At 35.6% G+C, this 26,338-nt stretch carries 23 protein-coding genes and 1 pseudogene; 20 read left to right on the forward strand and 4 right to left on the reverse strand.

Annotated features, from left to right (window positions below; genetic code table 11):
* Positions 1 to 33 precede the first annotated feature (33 nt).
* Complete coding sequence (locus tag I5435_RS03545; protein ID WP_193768764.1) at positions 34 to 1,611, reverse strand: two-component system sensor histidine kinase NtrB; 1,578 nt, start codon at positions 1,609 to 1,611, stop codon at positions 34 to 36.
* A 278-nt stretch (positions 1,612 to 1,889) separates the two neighbouring features.
* Between I5435_RS03545 and I5435_RS03550 the strand changes: the two genes are divergently transcribed.
* The 17 genes and pseudogenes from I5435_RS03550 (at position 1,890) to I5435_RS03630 (ending at position 19,865) form a co-directional block, all read left to right on the forward strand.
* Positions 1,890 to 3,356 (forward strand): UDP-N-acetylmuramoyl-L-alanyl-D-glutamate--2,6-diaminopimelate ligase, encoded by a 1,467-nt coding sequence (locus I5435_RS03550; protein ID WP_337983266.1) that lies wholly within the window; start codon positions 1,890 to 1,892, stop codon positions 3,354 to 3,356.
* Positions 3,357 to 3,536: 180 nt separating this feature from the next.
* Positions 3,537 to 5,114, forward strand: coding sequence for a peptide chain release factor 3 (locus tag I5435_RS03555; protein ID WP_231785624.1), 1,578 nt, complete (start codon positions 3,537 to 3,539; stop codon positions 5,112 to 5,114).
* Positions 5,115 to 5,472: 358 nt separating this feature from the next.
* Positions 5,473 to 8,526 carry an efflux RND transporter permease subunit gene (locus I5435_RS03560; protein ID WP_024362272.1) on the forward strand — a complete coding sequence of 1,018 codons (3,054 nt, stop codon included), beginning with the start codon at positions 5,473 to 5,475 and terminating at the stop codon, positions 8,524 to 8,526.
* A gap of 20 nt (positions 8,527 to 8,546) precedes the next feature.
* Positions 8,547 to 9,632, forward strand: coding sequence for an SDR family oxidoreductase (locus I5435_RS03565; RefSeq protein WP_337983267.1), 1,086 nt, complete (start codon positions 8,547 to 8,549; stop codon positions 9,630 to 9,632).
* A gap of 335 nt (positions 9,633 to 9,967) precedes the next feature.
* Positions 9,968 to 10,732 carry a TerC family protein gene (locus I5435_RS03570; protein ID WP_337983268.1) on the forward strand — a complete coding sequence of 255 codons (765 nt, stop codon included), beginning with the start codon at positions 9,968 to 9,970 and terminating at the stop codon, positions 10,730 to 10,732.
* 256 nt (positions 10,733 to 10,988) lie between these two features.
* Entirely contained in the window at positions 10,989 to 12,344 is a 1,356-nt protein-coding gene (locus tag I5435_RS03575) for a TrkH family potassium uptake protein (protein ID WP_024362269.1), read from the forward strand.
* A gap of 240 nt (positions 12,345 to 12,584) precedes the next feature.
* A complete protein-coding gene (locus I5435_RS03580; protein ID WP_162832712.1) occupies positions 12,585 to 12,740 on the forward strand; it encodes a hypothetical protein in 156 nt (51 codons plus the stop codon).
* Positions 12,741 to 12,915: 175 nt separating this feature from the next.
* Positions 12,916 to 13,182, forward strand: a complete 267-nt coding sequence (locus I5435_RS03585) for a hypothetical protein (RefSeq protein WP_231785626.1) — start codon at positions 12,916 to 12,918, stop codon at positions 13,180 to 13,182.
* Positions 13,179 to 13,688: a hypothetical protein gene (locus I5435_RS03590; RefSeq protein WP_231785627.1), complete on the forward strand. Its 510-nt coding sequence runs from the start codon at positions 13,179 to 13,181 to the stop codon at positions 13,686 to 13,688. Before I5435_RS03585 ends, I5435_RS03590 begins: the two co-directional genes overlap by 4 nt.
* 392 nt (positions 13,689 to 14,080) lie before the next feature.
* Positions 14,081 to 14,599 carry an RNA polymerase sigma factor gene (locus tag I5435_RS03595; protein ID WP_231785628.1) on the forward strand — a complete coding sequence of 173 codons (519 nt, stop codon included), beginning with the start codon at positions 14,081 to 14,083 and terminating at the stop codon, positions 14,597 to 14,599.
* Positions 14,583 to 15,632: a DUF4030 domain-containing protein gene (locus I5435_RS03600; protein ID WP_337983269.1), complete on the forward strand. Its 1,050-nt coding sequence runs from the start codon at positions 14,583 to 14,585 to the stop codon at positions 15,630 to 15,632. The genes I5435_RS03595 and I5435_RS03600 overlap by 17 nt, the downstream gene beginning before the upstream one ends.
* 224 nt (positions 15,633 to 15,856) lie before the next feature.
* Positions 15,857 to 16,141, forward strand: coding sequence for a CD3324 family protein (locus I5435_RS03605; protein ID WP_337983270.1), 285 nt, complete (start codon positions 15,857 to 15,859; stop codon positions 16,139 to 16,141).
* Between the two features lie 258 nt (positions 16,142 to 16,399).
* Positions 16,400 to 16,993: a GNAT family N-acetyltransferase gene (locus I5435_RS03610; RefSeq protein ID WP_337983271.1), complete on the forward strand. Its 594-nt coding sequence runs from the start codon at positions 16,400 to 16,402 to the stop codon at positions 16,991 to 16,993.
* A gap of 216 nt (positions 16,994 to 17,209) precedes the next feature.
* Entirely contained in the window at positions 17,210 to 17,770 is a 561-nt protein-coding gene (locus tag I5435_RS03615; RefSeq protein ID WP_337983218.1) for a helix-turn-helix domain-containing protein, read from the forward strand.
* Positions 17,731 to 18,597: pseudogene (locus tag I5435_RS03620) on the forward strand (IS3 family transposase); the annotation flags it as partial. The gene I5435_RS03615 and the pseudogene I5435_RS03620, both read left to right, overlap by 40 nt.
* 266 nt (positions 18,598 to 18,863) lie before the next feature.
* Positions 18,864 to 19,442, forward strand: coding sequence for a GNAT family N-acetyltransferase (locus I5435_RS03625; RefSeq protein WP_231785630.1), 579 nt, complete (start codon positions 18,864 to 18,866; stop codon positions 19,440 to 19,442).
* Positions 19,443 to 19,697: 255 nt separating this feature from the next.
* Positions 19,698 to 19,865, forward strand: coding sequence for a hypothetical protein (locus tag I5435_RS03630; protein WP_229388666.1), 168 nt, complete (start codon positions 19,698 to 19,700; stop codon positions 19,863 to 19,865).
* Between the two features lie 140 nt (positions 19,866 to 20,005).
* Here the strand turns inward: I5435_RS03630 and I5435_RS03635 are convergent, their stop codons facing one another.
* Positions 20,006 to 20,518, reverse strand: a complete 513-nt coding sequence (locus I5435_RS03635) for a DUF3231 family protein (protein ID WP_337983272.1) — start codon at positions 20,516 to 20,518, stop codon at positions 20,006 to 20,008.
* A gap of 260 nt (positions 20,519 to 20,778) precedes the next feature.
* Here I5435_RS03635 and I5435_RS03640 point away from each other — a divergent pair, with 260 nt between their 5' ends.
* A complete protein-coding gene (locus tag I5435_RS03640) occupies positions 20,779 to 20,937 on the forward strand; it encodes a hypothetical protein (protein ID WP_158497863.1) in 159 nt (52 codons plus the stop codon).
* A gap of 518 nt (positions 20,938 to 21,455) precedes the next feature.
* On the opposite strand, the gene I5435_RS03645 is transcribed toward I5435_RS03640, so the two are convergent.
* The gene (locus I5435_RS03645; RefSeq protein ID WP_025218701.1) at positions 21,456 to 23,195 is read right to left on the reverse strand and encodes a B12-binding domain-containing radical SAM protein; all 1,740 of its coding nucleotides are present in this window, start codon (positions 23,193 to 23,195) and stop codon (positions 21,456 to 21,458) included.
* Between the two features lie 310 nt (positions 23,196 to 23,505).
* Here I5435_RS03645 and I5435_RS03650 point away from each other — a divergent pair, with 310 nt between their 5' ends.
* Both I5435_RS03650 and I5435_RS03655 read left to right on the forward strand, forming a co-directional pair.
* Complete coding sequence (locus tag I5435_RS03650; RefSeq protein WP_231785633.1) at positions 23,506 to 24,873, forward strand: PAS domain-containing sensor histidine kinase; 1,368 nt, start codon at positions 23,506 to 23,508, stop codon at positions 24,871 to 24,873.
* A gap of 122 nt (positions 24,874 to 24,995) precedes the next feature.
* Positions 24,996 to 25,442, forward strand: a complete 447-nt coding sequence (locus I5435_RS03655) for a MarR family winged helix-turn-helix transcriptional regulator (protein WP_024362265.1) — start codon at positions 24,996 to 24,998, stop codon at positions 25,440 to 25,442.
* Positions 25,443 to 25,652: 210 nt separating this feature from the next.
* On the opposite strand, the gene I5435_RS03660 is transcribed toward I5435_RS03655, so the two are convergent.
* Entirely contained in the window at positions 25,653 to 26,333 is a 681-nt protein-coding gene (locus I5435_RS03660; protein WP_024362264.1) for a hypothetical protein, read from the reverse strand.
* Between the last annotated feature and the right edge of the window lie 5 nt (positions 26,334 to 26,338).

Raw genomic sequence — 26,338 nt, forward strand, 5'->3', positions numbered from 1 at the left:
AGGTGTCTATCGACTTTAGACACCTCCTACTTTTTAGTTTTCTGCTTGTGGCAGTTTTATTTTAATCGTTGTTCCACAGTTAATTTTGCTTTCAATTGCAATGGTTCCACCATGTTCTTGAATAATCTTGTTTGTAATGAGCATACCAAGCCCAGTCCCTGTGGATTTGGTAGTATAAAAGGGCTCATATACACGTTTAATCAATGCCTCTGACATCCCAACTCCATTATCTGTAATCGTCACCATATTCAACCCTTCAGCATCTTTGGCAATGTAAATAATAATTTCTCCATTTGCTGTATGTGCCTCAATCGCTTCAATGGCATTTTTAATAATATTGATGAATACTTGTTTCAGCTGATTTTCATTAGCCAGTATTCGATTATTATCACTAACGATATGCATTGAAAAAGTGATGTTATGTTTTTGAAATTCAAGGTGAAACAATTGGCTAATGTTATTGATGACTTCATCAATTGATACAACTTTTAATTGTTCGACATGAGGTTTTGACAACACTAAAAATTCACCAATAATTAAGTTAATCCGCTCGATTTCAGATTGAATGATTTCCGTATACGCGTAACAAGTGGAGTCTTTTTCCGTACTCATCATTTGCACAAAACCAGAGATAACGGCCATTGGATTGCGGATTTCATGTGCCACGCCAGCAGCAATCTCACCTGCCAGTTTTAGCTTTTCGGATTGTAGTAAAAGTTGTTCATTGACCTTTTTATAAGATATATCACGTGAAATAGCAGAGACCGCAATCATTTTGTTTGTACGATCATAAATAGGTGAAAGTGAAATTTCTACATCAAAAACCGTACCATCTTTTCGCATATCCTGTGTTTCTATCAGCTTAAAGCTTTTTCCTTCTAATAAACTTGCATAGCGTTGTTCCGCCTCTAAAACATTTTCTGGAGGAACGAGTGGGATGGTTTTGCCAACACATTCGGCTCTTGTCCAACCGTATACTTCTTCAAAGGCAGGGTTTACATCGATAATACGATTATCTAAACTAAAAACCGCGATGCAATCATTTGCATGCTGAAAAAATAAATGCAAATAGGCTTCTTGAGACAGCAACTCTTGTTTTTTTTGAGAGTTTATTTCATTGAGTCGATACCAAAAGTGTTGTAAATGTCGCGATTGAATCCAGCCGATAATTGTAAGTAACACTATAACGAAAACAAAGGTTTCAATATACTGAAAATGCCCAATGGAATCAGTAGAAATACGGTGATAAAAAGATAGTGCTATAATTTCCAGTAAAGAAATAATACTAATAAGGGTATTTAGTTTTATCGATTGATAAATCGTCATTAATAATATAAAGAAAATAAAGGAAATAAAATTAGGTAAGGAAAAACTAATGATATTAGGATATAGAATAGCCATATTCCCTGATATAATGATTACCCACTGCATAGCTACTGGTTTAATGTTAAAAACTTTTCCGGCTAATAACGGTAAAAGCAAAAGGAGCATTATACCAATTAGTACCTCGAGGCTACTATAAATATTTAGCATAATGAGCACGCCATAGGCAAAAATCGCTGTCACATAAAATAGCAAGACAATTTCATTACGCATACGTAATAATTCCATTTGTTGCAAATTTAGCACCTCAATTTTTAGGATATTCTCATAATACATGATTCATTGTTGTCGATAAATGCCGATTTTTGATAAGATAGGGAAAATTCAGCTTGATTTTATGAATGATAGCGTTTTCATTTAAAAAACGTTACAGGAGGCATTTCATTTCTAGGCGAATAAGTAGTAAAATAAATTCATTAGATTAGTGGGGGTATTCATATTGTTATTTTTTGTCGAAAAAACAAGAAATAATGAATGAGTGTTGAGATTGATTGGAGGACTATGAAATGTATGCAGAGGAATTGTTAAGTGCATTACCTTTGAAAAAAATAATTGGCGTGTTACCAGACCAAGTGACGGATATTGTGATTGATTCTCGAAGTGTGCAGCCGAACAGCATGTTTGTTTGTATTAAAGGTTACACAGTAGATGGCCATAATTATGCACAAAAAGCTGTTGAGGGTGGTGCAACAATTGTTGTTACGGAACGTGAACTACCATTAGCAGACGCAATTGCACAAGTTATTGTGAAGGATACAGATCGTGCAGTCGGTTTGTTGGCTGCTAAGTTTTTTGACTATCCTTCAAAGGATATGACAATGATTGGTGTAACAGGTACAAATGGTAAAACATCTGTAACAGGTATTATTCAAAATATTATGCACGGCATGGGCGAGAAATCTGCACTATCAGGTACTATAGGCTTTAATTTAAATGGTATTTTATATGAATCTGCAAATACTACGAGCGATGCATTATCGACACAACAAATGATTTTTCGTGCGAAAATGGAAGGCTGTCGTTTAATGACAATGGAGGTATCATCACATGGATTAGCACTGGGCCGTTTGGCAGGTGTCGATTATGATGTTGCTATTTTTACAAATCTTACACATGATCATCTTGATTTCCATGGTACGATGGAGGAATATGGGAATGCAAAAGGCTTATTATTCTCTCAACTTGGACAAGATTTAGAAAAAAATAAATTCGTGGTGCTCAATGCTGATGATGCTTGGTCAGAACGCTATGCTGCAATGACGCCATTCCCAGTATGGACATACGGATTAAACAATGAGACAGCAGATTTTCGTGCCGTGAACTGTGAATATCATGATTACATGACTTCATTTGATGTCATTATGCCTGAAGGGATATTCCCTGTTAAAATGCATTTATTAGGTGAGTTCAATATTTACAATGTTCTTGCTGCGATGGTTGCTTTTTATGGCAGAGGCTATTCAATGGATACGATTATTGAACAAATAGAGCAACTACCGCCAGTTAAAGGACGTATGGAAAAAGTATGCTCTGATTTACCTGTACAAATTTTTGTCGATTATGCACACACACCGGATGCGATTGAAAAGGCTATTGCAGCAGCTACAACTTATAAAAAAGGTAAGCTTATTTTCTTAGTTGGTACAGGTGGTAATCGCGATAAATCAAAACGCCCTGCAATGGCTGAAAAGGCTTCAGCAGCAGATTATGTGATTTTAACGACAGATGATCCACGTTATGAGGATTACGATAGTATAACAGGTGATCTTGCAAAAGGAATGTTGCATAAAAATTATGCATGTATCGGAGACAGAGCAGAAGCAGTGCGACATGCAATAGAAGTAGCTGAACCTGGGGATATGATTATTTTTGCTGGTAAAGGCCATGAAGATTATCAAATTATCGAAAATACGAAATATCCACATAGTGATGCTGAAATTGCGATTAAGGCTGGACAATTGAAATTTGTATAAATTTACAATGAAACTTAGCTCAGTGCGACAACATTATGCTTATTTTTATACGACTCATTTATGGAAAACCTTTTAGCTGTGACTAAAAGGTTTTCTTTTTGGGGAATTCATGTAAAAAGGTTGTACGAAAGGCAAGACTTCTTTTATTATTAGTAGGTATGAAAAAAGGAGAATGAAGAGATGACTTCAAATTTAGAAAAAGATATATTAGCACGACGTACGTTCGCCATTATCAGTCACCCGGATGCTGGGAAAACGACGATAACGGAAAAGCTTTTACTTTTTGGCGGAGCAATTCGTGACGCTGGTACGGTAAAAGGTAAGAAAACAGGGAAATTTGCCACATCAGACTGGATGGAAATCGAAAAGCAACGTGGAATCTCGGTAACATCTTCTGTTATGCAGTTTGACTATAGTGGTTCCCGCATCAATATTTTGGACACACCAGGGCACCAAGATTTCTCAGAAGATACGTATCGTACATTAATGGCAGTAGATAGTGCTGTCATGGTTGTAGATGCCGCTAAAGGTATTGAGGCGCAGACGTTAAAACTATTTAAAGTTTGTAAAATGCGTGGCATTCCTATATTTACATTTATTAACAAACTGGACCGTCAAGGGAAAGAGCCATTAGAGCTAATTGAAGAGCTTGAAGAGGTACTTGGTATTCATGCGTACCCTATGAACTGGCCAATTGGTATGGGGAAAGAGTTCCTTGGTATTTATGACCGTTATAACAAACGTATTGAGCAATTCCGTACAGAAGAGCAGGAGCGTTTCTTACCAATCGATGAAAATGGCGAATTAGCAATTGACCATCCGATGAAAGTAACGTCTTATTACTCACAAGCGATGGATGACATTATGCTTCTTAATGAAGCAGGAAATGCTTATTCAGAGGAAAAAATCCGTCGTGGCGAATTAACACCCGTGTTCTTTGGTTCGGCTTTAACAAACTTTGGGGTGCAGACATTCCTTGAAACTTATTTACAATTTGCTCCAACTCCTCAACCTCGTATTACAGAAGATGAGCAGTATATTGATCCAGTGGAGCATCCAGAGTTTTCAGGCTTTATTTTTAAAATTCAAGCGAATATGAATCCTGCACACCGTGACCGTATTGCCTTTGTACGTATCGTATCGGGTAAATTTGAGCGTGGTATGAATATGACATTATCTCGTACAGGTAAATCTTTTAAAGTGACACAGTCTACACAGTTTCTTGCTGACGACCGTGAAACAGTGGATGTAGCGGTAGCTGGAGATATTATTGGTTTATATGATACAGGGACATATCAAATTGGTGATACAGTCGTCGGCGGTAAGAAAACATTCCAATTTGAAAAATTGCCGCAGTTCACGCCTGAGTTGTTTGTTCGTGTGACAGCGAAAAACGTCATGAAATCTAAGCAATTCCATAAAGGGATATTGCAATTAGTGCAAGAAGGAGCCATTCAATATTACAAAACACTTCATACAGAAGAAGTGATTCTAGGTGCAGTTGGTCAATTACAATTTGAAGTATTTGAACACCGCATGAAAAATGAATACAATGTTGAAGTGAGAATGGAGCCAATTGGTTCGAAAATGGCACGTTGGATTGAAAATGAAGAAGATGTTAAAGAGTCAATGTCTTCAAGTCGTTCAATGCTTGTAAAAGACCGCTTTGACAATCTTGTTTTCCTATTCGAAAATGAGTTTGCAATGCGCTGGTTCGCAGATAAAAACGAAAACATCAAATTATATAGCCTGCTATAAAAAGAAACACGAATCGACAGATGATCGATTCGTGTTTTTTTACAAGGAAAATAAGAGATTGGTGTAGAATATATACAATATAAAGAAATAATAGGTGCTGCCTTGACATTGGTTGTGGCGAAATAACTAATTCAATGGAGCGAAAGGTGGCGACTCCTGCGAGAAAAGCAAGCAAACCGAGACCCTGGACTGAGCATAGCGAAGGAAGCGGCTCGGTGCTTGCCCGCGGAAAGCGCCACCTGTAGCGCAATGTTGCAATGACAAAAATGAAATTGTTTCAATATAATGTAAAACTTTATAAAAAAACTCCCTTTTCGGCTATCATAGGAAAGAAGAGAAAGAAAAGGAGTATAAACACATGAACATTAGCAACTTTTCAATTAAAAGACCTGTTTTTACGCTTGTTACAATGCTACTCGTTATTATTTTAGGTGGCGTATCGTTGTTAAAAATCCCGATCACGTTAATTCCTGAATTAAATCCCCCTATTGGTGTCGTGGTGACGTCATATCCTGGGGCGAGTTCAACGGAAGTAAATGAAAAGGTAACAAAACCTTTAGAGGCGGCATTGGCCACCTTGCCAGGCATAAAAAAACTACAATCTACTTCGCAGGAAGGTTCAAATTTAATTGTGCTAGAGTTTAATTGGACGACGAATATTGAGGATGTTCAATTGGATATTTTGCAACGTATAGATATGACACCTTTACCAAACGATGCACAAAAGCCAAATTTTTTGAAATTTGACCCGTCACAGTTTCCAATTATTCAACTTTCTTTACGCGCAGAAAATGACCAAGTGGATGTACGAGTATTAGCAGAATCACTGGAAAAAGAGCTTCGTCGTACAGAAGGGGTTGCAAGTGTCAATGTTTCTGGCAAATTGGTAGAAGAAGTACAAGTAACATTGGATGAATCAAAACTAATAGCAAAGGGCTTAACCCAAGCAGATATTATCCAAATAATTCAATCGAATAATGTCTCACTTCCTGGAGAGCCAGTTTTAACTGCAGATGACAAAATGTTGACGACTAGGATTATTAGTACGTTAACTACACCACAAGATATTGCAGATTTAATCGTATCCGTCAATCCAATAGATGGTCAAACATTAACGGTGGGAGATGTAGCGACGGTCGAGCGCACAGAGCAAAAAGCAATAACAGAAACGCGTGCTAATAATCATCCGGCTGTGCTAATGTCCGTTTTGCAAGAATCTGGTGCTAATACTGCTGAAGTATCTAAAGCCTTTCAACAAGCTTTAAATGATTTACTAGCGAAGGAGCAATACAAAGGTGTAACAGCAGACATACTAGTCGATCAAGGCAATTATGTAGATTTAGCAATAAGTAATATCGGTTCTTCATTACTGCTAGGTGGCTTATTCGCTATGCTTGTGTTATTTGTCTTTTTACGTGGTGTGAAAAGTCCAATTATTATTGGGATTGCCATTCCGTACTCGGTCATTGTCACATTTGTGCTAATGTATTTTGCTGATTTTACGCTCAACATCATGACCTTAGGTGCATTAGCATTAGGTATTGGGATGCTTGTCGACAATGCCATCGTTGTAATAGAGAATATTGAACGGCATTTAGGGCTTGGCAAGGAACCGATCGAAGCAGCAAAACAAGGAACAAAGGAAGTAGCACTAGCTATAACAGCATCTACATTAACAACGATTGCTGTGTTTATTCCAGTCATGTTTATTGAAGGCTTAATTGGGCAAATATTTACGGAATTTGCACTTACCATTTCCTTTAGTTTAATTGCCTCATTGTCAGTGGCATTAACCGTTGTACCTATGCTGGCAAGTCGTTTGTTAAAAATGAAAGATCATAATATCAATGAAATTCGCAAGACATCTTCGTTTTATAAGCGCTACAATGCGTCTATAGTTTGGGTATTGCAGCATCGCTTGTTGGTCATTTTATCGGCAATCGTGCTCTTTGGCTTATCGCTCTTTGGATTATCGAAAATAGGGACAGAATTTCTACCTGCAACAGATGAAGGTTTTGCTTCTATTAGTGTAAATCTTGACCAAGGGGCTGCTATAACAAAAACAGAAAAGGTAGTCGCAGCCATTGAAAGTCGTTTAAAAGAAGAACAAGATGTCGATGTTTATGTTAGCCTAATCGGGGGTACTCAACAGTCTCAATCTCGTGGACAAACAAGTGCAAATCAAGCAGAAATTTACGTCAAGCTAGTACCACTTGCAGATCGCAAGCGCTCCATTTTTGAGTTTGTAGAAGAAGTGGAAAGGGAACTAAATAATGAGTTAGGGGAGCAAGCAGAAATTACATTTAATGTTTCTACATCATCTGGTTCAGCTCCAAATACATTGACATTCCGACTAACAGATTCAAATGAACAACGTTTATATGCATCAGTTGAGAAAGTACAGCACGAACTAAGTCGTATAGATGCAGTCACAAATGTTTTGACTGATTTAGACGAAACGATACAAGAGATTCAGATAGAGGTGGATCGCGAAAAAGCGAAGGATTATGGTTTTGTACCGGCTCAAATAGCCCAAACGGTCAATCAAATGACAAAAGGGCAGTTGACGACGCAGATGATTGATGATGGTGGAACGGTGTTATCGGTGTATACCGGTTTTGGACAGGCGTTTAACGAAAGTATGGACGCTTTAAAGGCAATGAAGCTACGTTCACCAGCAGGACTATTTGTTAAGCTTGATGAAATTGCTAACGTATCTATACAAGAAGGACCAGTATCCATTAGACGTTCCGATCAAGCTGCAGCAGTAGCATTTTTCGTTGATTATAAAGCCAAGGAGTCATTAGGGGGCATTTCTAAAAAGGTCGATCACGCACTTGAAAAAGCGAATTTGCCTGCTGAAACGCAAGTTGTGTTTAGTGGGGATCGAGAGTTATATGATAGTGCAATTGATGACATGCTTTTAGCAGTTGCTCTCGCCATAGTGCTAGTCTACATTGTGATGGCGGCGCAGTTTGAGTCGTTTAAATATCCTTTCGTTATTATGTTTACGGTACCACTTATGATTATAGGTGTTGCGATGGCAATGTTTGCGACGAAAACACTGCTTGGTGTGACATCTGTTATCGGCATTTTAGTACTTGTTGGCATTGTTGTGAATAATGGTATTGTGCTTGTCGATTATATTAATCAGCAAAAGCAGCAGGGCATGCAGGCGTATGATGCCATTTTACTTGCTACACAAGACCGACTTCGCCCGATTTTAATGACAGCATTAACAACGATATTAGGATTGCTACCACTAGCGCTTGGTATTGGCGAAGGTACTGAGATGAATCAGCCGATGGGTATCGCTGTAATAGGTGGTCTGATTACATCGACTTTGCTGACATTATATATTGTGCCAGCTGTGTATAGCTTAATGGATAAAGAAACTAGAAAATTGCCTTAGATACGGGGAGGAAATGGGAGATGGGTGTTCATTTTTTTACGGGGTTTCCAGGGTTTATTTCAAGTCAATTAATTCGAGAATTATTTCAAAAAAATAAAACACAAAAGGTTATCGCCATTGTTTTAGCGGGGCAATATCCAAAAGCGATGATTGAAAAAAGCAAGATTGAAGTAGACTATCCTCAATGTGAAATACAGATTGTTGAGGGAGACATCACTCTACCCAATTTAGGATTAGCCAATCAATTAATACAGGAAATCGTGCCTCAAATTGAAGTGTTTTGGCATCTAGCAGCGATTTATGATTTAGCCGTTCCGCGAGATATTGCTTGGAAGGTCAATGTACATGGAACTGCGATGGTCAATGATTTTGTTCGAACATTGCCCCATCTTAAGCGTTATATGTATTTTAGTACTGCGTATGTTGCTGGAACACGAGAAGGCGTATTACGCGAAAATGAATTGATTCGCCCGAAGGCATTTAAAAACTACTATGAGGAAACGAAATATGAAGCAGAGCATCGTGTGGAAGATTTAAAGTCAGAGGTACCTATCACGATTATCCGACCAGGGATTGTGCGAGGGCATTCCGTGACAGGGGAAACAATTAAATTTGATGGGCCCTATTTCTTTTTGAATATGGTTGATAAATTAAAATGGTTGCCGATTATACCTTATATAGGAATGTCTAGCTCAGCTATTAATGTTGTGCCCGTCGATTATATTATCAATGCCTCCACTTTTTTAGTGGATGAGAAAAGTGCTGAAGGGAAAACATTACATTTAACAGACCCAAATCCTCATCCTGTACAAGAGGTATACCGTACAATGGTGAAATTATTGACAAATCATTATCCAAAAGGACGTTTTCCTTTAGCACTAGCCAAAAAATCGTTACAAGTGCCGTTTATTCGCAAAAAGTTAGGGGTCGAGCAAGAAACTTTAGATTACTTAACATGGCATGCAACCTTTGATACAACAGAAGCAATTGCTATATTACAAAAAGGGAATATAGCATGCCCTGATTTTATACAAACGATGCCAAAGATGGTGGATTTTTATCTAGCACATAAAGAAGATGAAAACTATCATATTCAAATTAAATAATAATGGATTTCTTTGTCAGTATTAAATGATAGTGATATAATAAATGAACAAAAGAAATGTCCTTAGACATTTTGTTAAAGGGGAGTAGCTAGCAGATGCGAGCGATGCATCTGGTTTCACATTCGTCATGACGTGGCATAATGCCATCGGATGTGATAGCAAATGGTGTTACTTTGCAAAAAGTGCAATAACCGATAGCTGGTTTGTAAGAAGTAACCAATTAAATTTGCTTAGCAAGACCTTTGCCTTCTTTTTAGGCAGGGGTCTTTTCTTTTTCATTTGACTAGTAAATACTCGCTATTTTGGGTATACAGAGTTTAAAGGAGGAACAGAGAATGGAAGCAATATTATTACAATACGGCTGGGTATTAATCGTACTAGTTGTATTAGAAGGATTACTAGCAGCAGATAATGCAGTAGTAATGGCTGTTATGGTGAAACACTTACCGCATGACCTACAAAAGAAGGCACTTTTTTACGGATTATTTGGTGCACTAATATTCCGATTCTCTGCGCTCTTTGTTATTACAGTATTAGTTAATTACTGGCAAATTCAAGCTATTGGGGCAGCTTACTTATTGTTTATGTCAGCCAAAAATATTTATGATTTGCGAAAAGGCAAAGATGAGGAAGAAGAAAATGATGATGCTACTGTAAAAAAAGGATCAGGCTTCTGGATGACTGTTTTAAAAGTGGAACTTGCAGATATAGCATTTGCAATCGATTCAATGCTTGCTGCGGTTGCAATTGCCGTAACGCTTCCACACTTAGGTAATTTTGATATTGGCGGCATTAATGGCGGACAATTCATTATTATGTTGTTAGGTGGCTTTATCGGTGTTATTATGATGCGTTTTGCAGCGCAATGGTTTGTAAAAATTTTAAACGACTATCCTTCACTTGAAACAGCAGCGTTTTTAATTGTTGGCTGGGTAGGGGTAAAACTTGTTGTATTAACGTTAGCTCATGAAAAAGTGGGTATTTTACCTAAAGAATTCCCACATTCAACAGGCTGGGAATTAACTTTCTGGGTTGTATTAATTGCGATTGCATTTGTCGGTTATTTAGTAGGTGTTCGTAATAAAAAACAAGCAAAATAATCGCCGGACAATTTTATAATGGAACGATTTAATCCGCATTCTTTCTGCGGGCAACGCACGAGCCACATCGCTCGCTACATTAGCAGGGTCAGTGCGCTTGCTTTTTGTGAAAGTCTATGCGGATTTTTGCTTTATATCAAAAACACTTTCTATTACTTCGTATTTGATACGATTTACAACCCCTTTCTTTTTTCACCGATTTTTTCTATACTAATATCTATCAAGTTTGGCATCATAAGTGGAAGGAGTTGATGGGGTGCCTTGGAAAAAATCATCGAATAGACAAATCACACCGTTTCAGGCACTTGTGTCTTATTATTTCATAGCAATAGCAATTTCCTTCCTATTGTTACGACTCCCTGGTGTCCATCGAGCGGGTGTGGAAGTGTCCTTTTTAGATAGTTTATTTACGGCAGTCAGTGCTGTTAGTGTGACTGGTTTAACAACTTTCAATATTTCCGAGACCTATACAACATTTGGACTGGTTATGGTACTTGTGATTTTACAGCTCGGGGCTATCGGTATTATGTCGCTAGGTACCTTTGTTTGGTTGCTTGTCGGCAAAAAAATCGGTATGCGCGAACGGCAGTTGATTATGATTGATCATAATCAATATAATCTATCGGGTGTTGTCCAGTTAATACGAGAAATATTGAAAATCTTAATTGGCATTGAATTGGCAGGGGCTATTATTTTAACGGCTCATTTTATGAATTATTTTGATACATTTGAAGAAGCTCTTATACATGGTGTTTTTGCTGCTGTTTCTGCCACTACGAATGGTGGCTTTGATATTACTGGGATGAGTTTATTGCCATTCCATAATGATTATTTTGTGCAGCTCATAACAATGGTATTAATTGTACTTGGAGCAATTGGCTTCCCAGTGCTGATTGAAGTAAAATCATTTTTGCTTAATCGACATGCCAATTTCCGCTTTAGTCTTTTTACCAAAATAACGACGACTACTTATGCAATTTTATTTATAGTTGGAGCTCTCGTTATTTTACTACTTGAGTCATTTCACTCCTTTAAAGGGATGGTTTGGCATGAGGCAATCTTTTCAGCTATGTTCCATTCCATATCTACGCGTTCAGCGGGACTTACAACATATGATGTAACATCCTTTAGTGAAGCAACCGATATTTTCATGAGTTTTTTAATGTTTATTGGTTCATCCCCAAGCTCTGTAGGTGGCGGGATAAGAACGACCACTTTCGCTATTGCCATATTATTTTTAATAATGTTTGCACGCGGAAAAGAGGATATTCAAATTTTTGGAAGGGAAATCCATTTAATAGATGTCTTCCGCTCATTTGTCGTTATCCTATTGGCTTGTTTCATGGTGTTAATCGCCACAATTATATTACTGATTACGGAACCGCACGCGACACTTATACAAATTATTTTTGAAATAACATCTGCGTTCGGAACATGTGGTATGTCTCTAGGGATTACGTCAGACTTATCAGTAGTTGGTAAAATCATCATTATTATCTTAATGTTTATAGGGCGAGTGGGCTTAATATCATTCTTGTATTCAGTAGGTGGTGGAGGTAGAGGGAAAAAATCTAAATACCACTATCCAAAGGAACGAGTAATTATTGGGTAAACATCTTAAAGTATTGATATATAGAGGTTTAGTGGGGGCAGATTTTTGATTTGCCCCCTTTTTGTCCCCTGATGGTCAATTTTCGAGGTAATCTTCGAATTTTTTGAGTGCATTTCGTTCGAAACCTTACAATTGATTTTCCTTATTTTTAAAAAGTCTTTTTGTTGTCTTAATATACATTTGAAACTAAAAGGTTAAAGTAGTCGTATAAGGTATTAACGATTAGAGGAGGTCGGAAAAATGGATTATACTAAAATCTATAATGAGGAACTGATTGCCTTAGTAAAAGAGAAAATAAAGTCGGTCGGTGAAATTAAAGCGGTGAAGTTTGTGAGAGAACAAACAGATATGTCCTTAATACAGGCAAAAAAATTTGTAGATTTTTGTAAAGAATAGACATAAAAAACTGTGGCTCTAATTTAAAAGTAACTTCAATAGTCATTGAACTACTAAATAATTAACTTCGACAGACGTAAACTACGTTATGTTTCTGTCCTTTCAAAAGTAAATGAAGTTAATAAAAATTCTTTAATCTTATGTTTTGTGCTTACTTTTAATTAGGGGTGATTAGATGGTTAGAAGAAGAGGGACATATCAAATAACAATTCGTGATAAACAACTAATTTGTTTATTTTGTCAGCACAATGAATTTCAGCATCGTGAGGTTTATATGGAAAGAGTGATTTTAGATGAAGATGAAAAAGAGCAGCTGACATTGCAATCATTTACTTGTACATCATGTGGGGATATTCGAATGTTTCAAGAAAAAAATCGATTTGACCAAACGTTGCAAAAACATGTATCTATTATTGAGTACATAGAAGTGATAAAAGAATGACTGGAACAGATGAATCTTTACGCCCAGAAAAAAGTTGGATTACGATTTTTGATGAGCCGATAATTTGTAGTTTTTGTACCTATGATGTATTTATTCCTTATGAAGTATATGTAAATGTTGAACAGCCAGGTATAGGTATACGTCATGTTCGTTACGTAGCTATTTGCCAGCACTGTGGCCAAGCGAAAATGTTTGGAGACCCTAGCCGATTTGATGCTGAAACAAATAGGTTTATATGGGCATTGAATCAGTATTTGATTGCCGTTAGAAAATATAAGATAAAAATCATATTCTTTATCGGAAAAAGACATAATGATAAATTAACGACTTTTCAAAATCAGCTGATAGCACAAAATATAAAAATAGATAGTGTTCATCGTGTAAAAACGGAAGTTACAATACTAGCAACAATATCTACCCTAAATGAAATACAAACACTTAGGTCTACAATCATGAATACTGCGACGCGATTAAATGTAACGATTAAGAATTTAATCCTTGCATAAGATTCTAATAGGTATTTACAAATAATAGGAAATTATAAACTGATTATAAAATTTAATTCAAAATAACGTTCCCAAATGAAAGTTTGGAGAGAGACCGAAATCCAAGAAATGCTGTTAAAGCAACATTTCTTGGATTTTTCTTTGAATATTGTTTATACAGCTTTTTATGCAAATATATAAACAGGGCTACGATAGTACTTTTCAAGAGTATACAGTGTGTGTTATCTGAATAAAAACCCGGTGGTGTGAGAGGTCGGGAGTTAATCCCCCCCTCCTACTCGATTGCCTAAGACGGTAGCATATCTAATTTAAATTATTTAAGTTTTATTATTTAAAACGTGACGAGTTCATTTAAATTTGCGTCTAAGTAAATAGAAAAGGAGGGAGCAGCTTTGGAACAAGAGAAATTGAACGAATGGATCGAACTATACGGTGAATCGGTTTTAACCTATATACTATTAATCGTGAGGGACTATCAACAAGCAGAGGATTTAGCACAGGAAACCTTTATAAAAGCCTATAGACATCAACAGCAATTTGAACAAAAATCCTCTGAGAAAACATGGCTATTTACGATAGCACATAATGTGACCAAGGACTATTTCCGAAAAAAACATCCGTTGCAGCATTTTTTGGGTTTAACAATGGAAGAGAAAGATTACAAGCCAACACCTGATCAAATCGTAGCGATGAACTTTCAAACGGAACAATTATACAGAGTAATTCAACAATTAAAGTCTACATACAGGCATGTCATCATCTTGAGGAAGTTAAAAGAATTTTCAACGGCAGAAACAGCTCTTATTTTAAACTGGTCCGAAAGTAAAGTGAAAATGAAGTTAAAAAGAGCTTTAGCTGAACTAAAAAATGATTTGATTAAAGGAGGTTTTACCAGTGAAATCTTTAGATGAACAATTTAGTGAAATGAGAGAAGAATTAAAGCTAACGGAAAAATCCAAAGATCAACTTAAACGTAAGATTTTGCAGAATGTACATAAAAGAAAAAAACATCATACAAATCAGTACGTTTGGATTGCTGTAGCAGTTTGTATGATTCTTATGCTTGCTTCGCCAATCTTTTCGCCGACAATGGCAAGGATAGCGGAGAGGATATTACCAATTTCTATTACATCAAGTTATTCAGATGGACAGTCTAATCCTGATTTAATATCTCAACTTGCAGAATTAGTCAAAAGGGAAGGATACTCTTTTAATTCAGTGGGAATTACGCCATCGCCATATACGATAGAAATATCGCTTATATTGAAATACTCTACATTAAAACAGGCAACAGAAGATCTTGAAACAAAGATAACAAATTATCTATATGAAAATGGTTATGACCAATATGAATTAAAAATTTCTGAAGGAACTGAAGCACAAATTCCTCCGAAGACTAAAGAGGATGACACATACGAAAAAGTACGCGAGATAGTGAAAGAAGTATTCTCAGCCTATGGATATGCCAAGGAAGCAGATTATGAATTAGCTGGGTTACAAGAAACATGGTTTTCCAATATTGTTTCAATTGATATGCCTGACCATATCGAAGAGTCCAATGAAATTGTTGAGGATATCGAAAAAGAAATTGAAGCACAGGATTTGAAAATTAAGGATATTGAAGTAAGTACTTTTAATTTAAAACATCGTCAACAAGATAACCGTTGGGGTTGTATTTCATCTGATATATATAATGCAATGGCTGGGAAATCGACTTATCAAGTGACTGGGCTATCCTATAAGGTGAGGAAAGGACACTCCTATGTTTCAATCAAAACGGATTTTGAACAGGCACCTTCGGAAGAAATAATAGAAAAAATTGAATTGGCTGTCCAAGATTACTTAGCTTTACCGGATACAAAAGAGGTAATACAAGATGACAAATATACGATTCAATTTCTATTGAAGAATGACGAACAATCGTTTATTAAAATAACAAACTAAATAAAAACCAAGCACTTTAATAATTGGAGGTCTTTGGCAAAAATAAATATGGTATAATATGTATTAAATGTAAAGCGGAATTGTATTAAAATCTAAAATTCCAAGGAGGAATGAGTGTATGAGAAGGAATACTATTTTTGCATAGCAAAGGCTATTGCATAATAAAATAATTGAAAGTAGCCTTTGCTCTTCCTAAAAGAAATACTAAAATTAGGAGTGCAAAAATGAGCTATAAAAAAGCAAAGCATATACTTCCAACTGAGTTGGTGGAGTTAATACAGAAATATGTTGATGGTGAATATATTTATATCCCACGAAGAAAAGATAGTAAAAAGAGTTGGGGGTCCAGTACAGCTACCAGAGGAGAATTGGATTTAAGAAATACTAATATATATAATGATTATCTATCGGGGTTGAATATAGCTTCTTTGTGTGAAAAATATTATTTGTCATCAAAAAGTATTCAAAGAATTGTATTAAAAGAAAAAAGAAAAAGAACAAATTTTTAAAATAAGCCAATGTAGTTTTATGCCGCATTGGCTTATTTTCTTTTATGAAATAAGTTTGAGGTTTTATCAAGTAATGTAAGTCAGATATAATCTAAACAACTCTTATAAAAGGTAAGGGGAACCAGCTAATTGATTTTTGAGACCCAGACGTAGTTTATCTAGATTAATGAACTGAAGTGGAAGTATGGGCAGACATTATTACTTAAGGAATTGTTTTTTGTGCAAAATGAATATTAGCAAAGGAATAGGGGGATAGATATGAACAATTTATTTACAACAGATTGTGGTGACATATTACTGAGAGAATTTAGAATTGAAGATGCTGATGCTATTTATGAGCTTACTTCACAACCTGAAGTTTATAATTTTCTGCCAGATTGGCGTTCAACAAAAGAACAACGAACAAACTGGGTCACGAATTATGAAATTCCAGACAATAAAAAGTTTTTGTTAGCTGTACCTAATATTAGTGGTGCTAATTATTTGAAGTTGGGAATTATATTGAAGGAAACTGGAGAATTTATTGGTTTCTGCAATACAGGTATTAAAGAAGAGCTAAGTGAACCAAACCGAGAAGTTGTTTATGCAATTTCAAAGCAATACAGTTGTCGTGGATACACAACAACAGCAGTAAAAGGATTGATAAAATATTTGTTTGAGAATACAGATGTAGAGCTACTTAATACAGTTGTTCTACCTCACAATTTAGGCTCAAATAAAGTTATTCAAAAATGTGGATTTCGTTTTAATGGAGAAATTGAAATTGAAGACCAAATTCATTATCATTACACTCTTAACAAAGAGGATTGGAAAGGGAAAAAAATCACTAAGGCTATTGAAATATTCAACTAGTGGGAGTGTTTCAACAATAATGTAGACGTTTACTTACTAACCGAGCAACGTTCCTGTAATAAGTGGACGGAATGTTCTTAGTAAAACATTTAAATGTGCATAAATGTACTTAAACTAAAGGGGGCTTATCTTCAATAAGGTACTCAACAATCGGGCGCAATTCGGTACTGCACCCCAAAAGTTAGAGTGAAAAACTAACTTTTGAGGTGATTTTTTATGACTAAATATAATGAAGAATTCAAATTGATGGTGGTTCAAGAATATTTAAGTGGCTCTCTAGGATATAGAGCGATAGCGAAGAAGTATGGTATAGGTGATTCTCCATTAAGGAGATGGGTCCGTGCTTTTAAAGAGTTTGGGCAAAGTGGCTTATCCGTTAAGAAAACGAAGCAGTTTTATTCTGTTCAATTTAAATTAGATGTATTAAACTTTATGAAACGAACAGGTGCTTCCTATCAAGATACTGCGATTCACTTTAACTTGAATGATCCAACTTTAGTTGCTAGTTGGTATCATCGTTTTTTAAAAGGAGGGATAGAGGGCCTGCAAAAAAAATTAAAGGGGAGCCCGTCTATGTCTAAGAAACAAAAATCAACAGCGAATAACCAAGAAAAAACAATGTCACGTGAAGAGCAGCTAGAACGCGAAAATGAACTGCTTCGTTTAGAGGTGGCGTATTTAAAAAAGTTGAAGGCTTTTCGAGAGAATCCAGATGCCTTCCTCGAAAAGCACAAGCTGCCATCGCCTTCGAACTTAAACAAGAAGGATTTCGATTAAAAGATATTTTAAAACAAGTGGATATTCCAGAAGCGACGTATCATTATCATATCAAACTGATGGGGCAAAAGGATCCAGACGTAGAGTGGAAAGTCTTGATTTTAGAGACTTTCGAAAAACATGAAGGTCGATATGGCTACCGGCGAATTCATGCGGAATTAAGAGTGCAAGGACATACAATAAATCATAAAAAGGTACAACGAATTATGAAAAACCTAGGGTTGAAATGTGTGAAATTCGTGCGTAAATCACGCTATAAATCATACAAAGGAACAGTTGGGAAAGTCGCTAAAAACCTTTTGAATCGTAGATTCAGAACGTCATATGCCCTTCAAAAATTGGTGACTGATGTAACTGAATTTAAATGTACAGATGATGAAAAATTATATTTAAGTCCGATCATGGATTTATATAATGGTGAGATTATTGGGTTAAGTATGTCAAAACGGCCGAGCCTAGATTTTGTGTTAGATTCACTTAAACAAGCGCTTCCAATTATTCAAAAGCGTGCTGAATATCGGACAACCATTCATTCCGATCAAGGATGGCACTATCAACACAATACATGGGTGAAAACATTGAGGCAGAACAGGATTTTTCAAAGCATGTCTCGTAAAGCAACGTGCGCAGACAATGCGGCCATGGAGAACTTCTTTAGCTTACTAAAACAGGAAATGTATTATGGAGAACAATTAATCTCTTATGAAGCATTACAAAAGAAAATAAAAGAGTATATCAATTATTATAATAATGTTCGTATTAAACAAAAACTGGCCGGCATGAGTCCGGTAAATTACCGAAAACATGCCAGCCAATTAGCTGCATAATAAAAACTCTAACTTTAAGGGGTCACTACCTTCTGTAGCAAGAATTGCGCTATTTCTTTTCTGGGGGCTATTTTATAGTGTATGAAAACTGTCATTTTGTCAGTGTATATTTTGGGAAAATTTGATAAAATTTAAATAATTATAATTAGAAGGAGGCGGTACATTATGAAAATCGCGAACATATTTAACGGGGTGAATCTATTTTAAGGGAAGAGCGTATAAATCCCCTATAAACTACGTGGTCCCTAAAATCCGGAGGGAAAAAAGTGATTATTAGAGACTATAAGGTTAATGACGAGACTGGTTGGGTAAGATGCCGAACACTTGCGTTTTTACAGACTGCCTATTTTGATAATGTACTAAATAAGAAAGAATGTTATGAAAATCCAGCAATCGAGCTAGTCGCAGAGTTGGACGGTCAAATCGTTGGGCTTATTGATGTAGAATATGAAATAGAAGAACGAACAGTTTGCTCCAGAGGAGAAGGGTTAGGAGGGATGATTTGGCATATCGCTGTTCATCCGGATTTCTCCCGACGCGGAATAGGACAACAATTACTCTATGCTGCTGAAACTAAAGCTAGAAGAGTGAATTTAAATCGTTTTGAGGCTTGGACAAGAGATGATTTATGGGTTCAGAACTGGTATAAAAAAATGAATTTTAATATCGTTGATTCCTATTATCACGTTTATTTTGAAGGAAATGAAATGAATCATCGAATTCAAAGTAATATGCCCAATCTATACTTAGTTAATGCTTTTACTCATTACGTTGGGAAAGATATTGACCAATTTACAAATAATAAACGTATTCACCAATGTGTTTGTTTTGAAAAATCATTTTAATCATTTCTAAGTTATGAATGACATATTTATCAATAATACTATTCAACAATCGGGCGCTTTCCTGGAAAAACACATAGAAATACCGACTAAAAAACGAGTATTATTGGGTAACATCTAGCAGTTTTCATATAGAAGCATTTGGAAAGGGGTGAATGGTTGATTCACTTCTTTTTTGTTTGGCATTAATCTTTTAGGAACAAGCCAATAGTATAAATGTTGGCAACTTGGATACTTTATAAAGCGGAGGTGATATCAGTGACAAAGGGTAAAAAGGATATAAAGGATTTAAAGCAAGAAGAGTTTGCGACAGATTTAAGTCCTGACGATTTAGATGTACGAGAAGAAAATGAACGCACAAGTGAACAAGTGAACAATGCGAATAAAGCAAAAGACCAACAAGAAAAAAATAAGAAACAAAAATAATGAAAAAGAGGCTTACAGTGGTCACGATCAGTGTCCATTCAAGGAGCATAACAAAGCAAAAAGTGTTAGATTGATTGGTGTCAATCTAACACTTTTTCTCTTTTGTCCCATCCCCAAATGGCTAATGCAGATTAAAAATTTTAATCTTTTTCTGGATAGTTAACATGTAGTGGCGGTGGAACAAGCCATCCTTTATTTTTGTTTAAACGTAACAGTTTAGCACCTAGTTGGGCTTTACTCATATGGAATTGTCCGTACATCAAGGCAATGTCTTCTCTAGTTGACATGCCCATTGCTTGACTGCAAGCAACTAAGCCAGCAGCTAAATCCGCTGATAACGCTGCACTAATTTCAGGGTCATTTACTCTCGCACCAGGAGGGATATCCTCTAATCTTGCAACAGGTCGCTCAGGTGGAGCAGGGGGTAACCCAACGCCGTTTGTTTTCAATATTTTTTCTAACTGTTTTACTTCGTCTCGTAATACTTGGATAATATCTTCAATAATTTTGCGAAGATCTTCATCTCCTGTGTGATTGTAAAATGTTTGATAGCCAGCAATTAAGCCGTAATCAGCCGCTAAATTCGTCCAAACGCTAAAAACCTCACCATAATGTAACGGCTCATCTTTTGGATTGCCACTAAGTATTCCCATAGTTGAATATCCTCTTTTCATTGTTTTTTGAAACAGAGGTAGTATGCGTGAAATGATAAAAATTAATTCATAAGAAACAAACGAAACTGTCATTGTAAAACTACAGTTTGAATAGGACACGTAATGGGTAAAACACTTTAGGAGTGGTCAAAAAGAAATTGTCTACAACGTATTAGAACTGAGGGGCATTAGAATATTTTGAAATGCATAGAAGCAACAATGAACCCAGTAATGAAAAAGGGATAAAAGGAGAAATAAACATGACACTTACAAGCACAGCAAAGCAGGATTTAAAGGAACTCTTAAAAGAGACACATAAACGTGGCATAACGAAAGTAGACCATAGTGATCGAGTAAGCAGAATGACAGATAGTGAAGCTTTAGGATTGCTAATTTCAGTAGTGAAGCGTACTTTATAATACTTAAAAAGCTATGAATTCTATAAGCAAGCAAGCTTGGACTTTTTAGAGTTTTATGCTAAAAGATTTCTTAAAGTTGACTTTCTTCTATTATATTGTATTTAGTATTTAATATATAACTGAAAGACAGCATAGACGTTGGTCGTTTGGAAAAGTGTTTTAGGTTATTTCTAATAGCTTTTGTTGCTTCTTTCAAAGTCAAATTAAGTAATTTACACTTAAATGGTAATTGTGACGAAAAAATGTCCAAAAATTTAGAAAATTTATTAAAGTGTTTCCTAATTTTAAATTTTCTAAATAGGTATTATTTCTAAGTTTTATTTTATTTAATTAAGGTTTAAAGACCTACTTTTTGAAGGTTTCATTAAGAAAGCTGTACTAACACCATTAATTAGTTTTAGTAAACTGTAATATATTATTTATTTAGTAAAAAAAAGAATGTTGTGAGCTGGAAAATGCAATTTTATAAGTTACTAATAGAAAAAACGCTATTCACTTTAGAGAATAGCGTTTTTTTATTAAACAGTAGGGATTGTTGCAAAATAAGGTGCTTGTCCGTGACGGAAGTAAGTTAAAAGATAACCATTTTTTTGTACAATTTTGCCATTCGAGAAATTTTGATAGTCCAAGTAATGCGGGATAATAAGTGTATGCTTGAATAATTCTTTCTCTGTTAAATTAAACTTAGCAAATTCTTCACCAGCAATTATCGGATTTTCCCGTAGAGCTGTGTATAGTGCTTTTTGTTGTACTTCTGTTGGCCGCTCATTCCACCATAATTTACGTGGCTGGAATTGTTGTGCTTTTAAATAATCTAGTTGCATTAAGCTTTGAATAATTTGTAAATTAGCACCTTCCACTGTTTCTAAAAATTCCAGTAAACGACGGAATAGATCTTCTAACTGATGTCCGATACGGGACCAGCCTTTTGTTTCCCAATAAGTGCCGAAGTTTTGGAAGAAATCAAATGGTGTCTCGAATACTTCTGTAACTAGGTATTCAATGGTGTAATCCATACGATGATCGTTCCAATATTTTTCGAGAACATCTTCTGCATGTTTAATACGAACGATATCATCAAAGGTTAAAGCATTATTCGAAAAGATTTCATATGGAGCTAAATCTACATAGGTGTAACCGAATTTTTCAGCCTCCAAACGAAGACCAGTGCCGCGCAATAGCTTTAAGAAGCCAAGTTGTAATTCCTCTGGTCGCATTGCGAAAACATCATTAAAGGTTTGACGGAAGCTAGCATAGTCTTCTTCTGGCAAACCGGCAATTAAATCTAAATGTTGATCAATCTTACCGCCATCTTTGACCATTGTTACTGTTCGTTTAAGTTTTTCAAAGTTTTGACGGCGTTGTACAAGCGTGTTTGTTAAATCATTGGTAGATTGGACACCTATTTCAAAGCGGAAAAGCCCTTTAGGTGCGTTGTCATTTAAAAATTGAATGACCTCAGGACGCATTATATCAGCAGTAATTTCAAACTGGAAAACAACACCTGGCTTATGTTCATCGATTAAAAATTGGAACATTTCCATTGCGTAGCTACGGCTAATATTGAATGTACGATCGACAAATTTAATAGTGCGGGCACCATTATTCATAAGATATCGAATATCTTCCTTTATACTTTCTCTATTGAAATAGCGCACGCCTACTTCAATAGAAGATAAGCAAAATTGACAGCTAAAAGGACAGCCTCTGCTCGTCTCAATATATTGAATTCGCTTTCCTAGATGTGGAAGATCCTCTTCAAAACGGAATGGACTTGGTAATTCACGTAAGTCAATTTTAGGTGCTTGCGCATGAATTCGAACTTTTCCGTCTTCTAAGTAACAAATTCCAGGAACATCTTCTAATGGAATTTCGCCATGCAAATGGCGTAGTAGCTGTTTAAAGGATGTTTCTCCTTCGCCCATAACAATAAAATCAATCTCTTCAACTCTTCTTAACCAATGATGGACATCGTAAGATACTTCAGGCCCACCGAGCAAAATTTTAACATTAGGACAAACTGTTTTTAACATTTTAATAACGTGAATAGTTTCTTCAATATTCCAAATATAGCAACTAAATCCTACAATATCAGGGTTTTTTTGAAATAAATCTGATACAATATTAAAAGCGGGGTCTTTAATTGTGTATTCTGCAATGGTTGGATTGTATTCAGGTAAAGCAGCACATTTTAAATAACGCAATGCCAAATTAGTGTGGATATACTTTGCGTTTAATGTAGTTAAAATAGTATTCATGCATTAATCTTCCTTTCACTTTCTAATTGTAACAGTCAAGTAGCTGACAAACAATATAATCCTTTTTACCTATTTATTTTGTGAACGGTTCGTGAAATAATTTTAAATACTTAAATTTACTAAATTTTGTAATAATAGAATCGTACAGTCATAAAGTATAGTAAAGGCTCAAAATTCGAATGAGAGGTTTTTTACTCTTTTGAAAGGTTCGGTGAGAAAGTTGAAGCAAAATGATATAAATCAATGTTTTGGAAATCTTATGAAAAGTACTTCGTCACCAACACTTATTCTCAATAAAGCAGGAAAAATTTTGAATTGTAATGAGGCAGCTATTAAACTTTTTAATCTTAATTTAACGTATATTGGCTATATTACAATGGACGAGTCCTCAAATATAAAATGGGCTAAGTTTGTCAAAGAACTACAATGTGAGTTAAGATCTGAAGAAATATTTAATATTCAAACAAACAACAATGAATTTGAAAAGATGGTCTTTAAATGTTTCTATGATCCGAACACTGAAGAAATTGTCGCACAACTATCAACGATCAATAATGACAGAGCGCTTAAATTGTATGTTAGCAAGGAGCAGGAACAATCTCAATCCTTCAGTGCATATGATCATTTACCTTATGCTGTTATTGTGAGTGATGCAAGTGGGATTATTCTTGGTTTAAATAAATATGCCGAAATGTATCTAAAAATAGAAAAATCACAACTACTCCATAAAGCACATCAACATATATTTGATTCATTTACAATGAAGAATGGACAAATTACAACCTATCTTTCGAAATTGATGGGTGACAAACATGCCAATATTCATGTTGTGGACGAGACGCAAGTAAGTAGAACTTGCTACTACGAAATCTCAAGTGTTTTCGATGAGTATAATAATATTATCGTCACTGTCATTAATGATGAAACTGAGAAGAAGCAACTGCAACATAAAGTAGAGCATCAGGAAGCACTAAATGTGGTAGGTCAAATGGCAGCTAGTATCGCACATGAGATTCGTAATCCACTTACTTCTTTAAAAGGGTTTACAGAACTATTAAAGTTGAATGCAGATGAAGAGTCACGTATGTATTTATCTGTCATAGATAGTGAGTTACAGCGTATGGAGCAAATTTTATCGGAACTATTAGTATTGTCTAAGCCAACAAGTATGAAGGTAGAGTTAATCAACTTAGATCATATTGTAAGACAGGTAATCGAATTTATGTTGCCGGATGCATTAATGAAAAAAATTATGATTCAATATATACCGTCAGTGACAGAAGTATATATCGGCGGCAATGAAAATCGTTTAAAGCAAGTATTTATAAATCTTATTAAAAACGCTATGGAAGCAATGAATAAAGGCGGCACAATTACGGTAGAAATGAATGTGACAGACTGTACGATTGTCGAATTAATGATAAAAGATGAAGGCAGTGGAATGGATAATAATACAATCCAAAATCTATTCCAACCTTTTTACACGACGAAATCAACAGGGACAGGACTGGGCCTTGCTTTCGTGAAAAAGGTAATCGAAGAGCATGAAGGTGTAATTGGTGTTCAAAGTGAAGTACAAAAAGGGACATGCTTCCATATGCAGTTTCCAGTGTACACATTCAATCAGTTGGATACTTTAGATGTTTCTGTGAAGGATTCTGCTTATTTAGTTACCTAAAATAGAGAGAAAAACTTGCTAATTTTATTTAGCATAGTGTGCTGTTATTGAATGCTTTTGACAATGCTTTTCAAAAGTCGCTATAATGAAATTGATAAAGAGCGAATTGTGAGGACTAGGCTATGACGTCAGAAGATTTAAAGCAAACTTTAAAATTATATATTGTATTATCCCGTGCCCATAAAGCAATTAATGAGATGACAAACCATTTTTTTCAAGAAAATGGCTTGAATCCTACTGAATTTGCAGTTTTAGAGCTCCTGTATCATAAAGGGAGACAACCATTGCAGCAAATCGGTAATAAAATATTACTTGCCAGTGGGTCTATTACGTATGTAATTGATAAGCTTGAAAAAAGAGGTTATCTTTTACGGGTTTCCTGTCCATCAGATCGTCGCGTTACCTATGCGGAAATTACAGCTGAAGGTGAGGCGTTTATGGGCGAGTTATTTCCAAAGCACGAACAACATTTACATGAATTGATGAGTGCATTATCCGTCGAGGAAAAGGATGTAGCGATTGGCTTATTAAAAAAATTAGGGCTATCCATTAAAGATTTGTCTTATTAAAAAGAGTTGTCTCAAATAGATTTTGAGGCGACTTTTTTTTGCGTGTTAAAAGAATGGAAACATTGTTTAGGGGAATAGTTTGTATATAATAGCTGTTTTTACCCGTTGAGAAGCTTTTTAGACGTCTTTACAAGCAAACCTTAGTTTTTATTGGTAAATAAAAGAGAGGTCTTAGAAAGACTTCTAAGACCTCTTGGGATGTGTATTAAATTAATTTTTAGAAATAGTTGCTGCCATTGCTAGCATAGCGGCTGTTAAATCTTGTTCATCATTATCATGAATTGTTAACTTTATAATAAGTCCATCTTTTTCAAATACTACGCCAATTACTTTTTCAGTATCAAAGTCTACAACATAGCCTTCAATATTTTGGACATCTTTAAATACGGAAAGTTCTTCAGCAGATAATGCAACTGTTCCTCCAACTGCATTCATATAGTCCTGCATAGCTGTTTTCGCCGCATCATAGTTTGTTTCAGCAGTAGTAGTTGTTTCAATACGCATAAATACTTCGTCATCAGCATTTGAGACTAGCATGTCTTTTCCAGGTTCTTCTTGAGAAAGAGTAAATCCAGGTAGCTGTTGGATTTTATAGCTCTGAGTTACACTTTTAGATTCAGTTGCATTTTCCTTTTTGTCGACACCTTTTTGTACGTATTTTACTTCTTGTTGTGGTTTAGATTGTACTTCTGTTTGTGCATCATCTGATGTAGGCGTTTCTTGCGCGTCGTCGCCTGCAGGTTCACTATCAGTTGGTTTTTCCTCAGTCGCTGTGTTTGCTGGTTCGTTTTGTGCAGCATCTGATTGTTCTGTCTTATCAGAGGTATTGCACCCCACTACTAAAACAGCTGTTAGTAATAATGCAAGCATTGTAATTAATTTTTTTTGCATGAAAA

The sequence above is a fragment of the Lysinibacillus sp. C5.1 genome, assembly GCF_016350185.1.
Taxonomy (GTDB): Bacteria; Bacillota; Bacilli; order Bacillales_A; family Planococcaceae; genus Lysinibacillus; species Lysinibacillus sphaericus.